This window comes from Bradyrhizobium jicamae, from assembly GCF_001440395.1.
GTDB lineage: Bacteria > Pseudomonadota > Alphaproteobacteria > Rhizobiales > Xanthobacteraceae > Bradyrhizobium > Bradyrhizobium jicamae.
In genome coordinates this window covers 21,649-22,345 of the sequence record NZ_LLXZ01000198.1, presented here as the reverse complement: position 1 = coordinate 22,345, position 697 = coordinate 21,649, and the positions used below count along the sequence as shown (strand labels likewise).

Sequence of the window (697 nt, the reverse complement as noted above, 5' to 3'; positions counted from 1 at the left end):
GCAAGCTCGGAAAAAGGTGTCGCCCCCGCCGGTTCGGAGGGCGGCGTTACCGGCGGGTGCTTGAGGGCATGAGAGGATGCTCGGCTCATGGAAAGAACATAGCACGCGAAAGGAACAAATCAAGAACATCATCGACAACGATTCACAAAGAAGCTCGCGCACCGAAAAGGACACCGGCGCGACATGCCTTAAAAAGCTGCACGCCAACGGCTGTTTTGATTGTGACAAGGTGATAACAGTGCAGCGTTTTCCACCGCTTGAGCCAGCGAAGCCTCATTCATGTTGAGCGTGATCGTTCCGACCGAAGGAGTAGAACAGCCCGCCGTCGCGACGCTGGCGGCGCTGGTGCCGGGCGCCGCAGCCGGCGTGATCGCCGAGGTGCTGCTGGTCGACAGGGGGGCCAACGGCGTGATCGAGCGGGTGGCGGACGTTGCCGGCTGCCGCTTTCTCAAGTTCGAGGGAACGCGCGCCGCAGCGCTGGCCGCCGGCGCACGCGCGGCGCGCTCGCCATGGCTGATGTTCCTGCACGCCGGCGCGGTGCTGGACAGCGGCTGGATCGACGAGACCACGCAGTTCATCCAGACTGTATCGAACAGCGGCCGGCCGCGCGCCGGGGTGTTTCGCTATGCCCGCTCGCCCTATTCCGACACGCGGCTGCGCGACGGCTTCAAGTTCGTCGCCCGCATGATCGCCGGCC

General features: G+C 64.6%; 1 protein-coding gene. It reads left to right on the top strand.

The window, feature by feature from the left end; genetic code table 11:
• Nucleotides 1-279: 279 nt before the first annotated feature.
• Nucleotides 280-697, top strand: a 418-nt coding sequence (locus CQ12_RS45345) for a glycosyltransferase family protein (RefSeq protein WP_245310284.1), incomplete at its 3' end; no start/stop codon positions are given.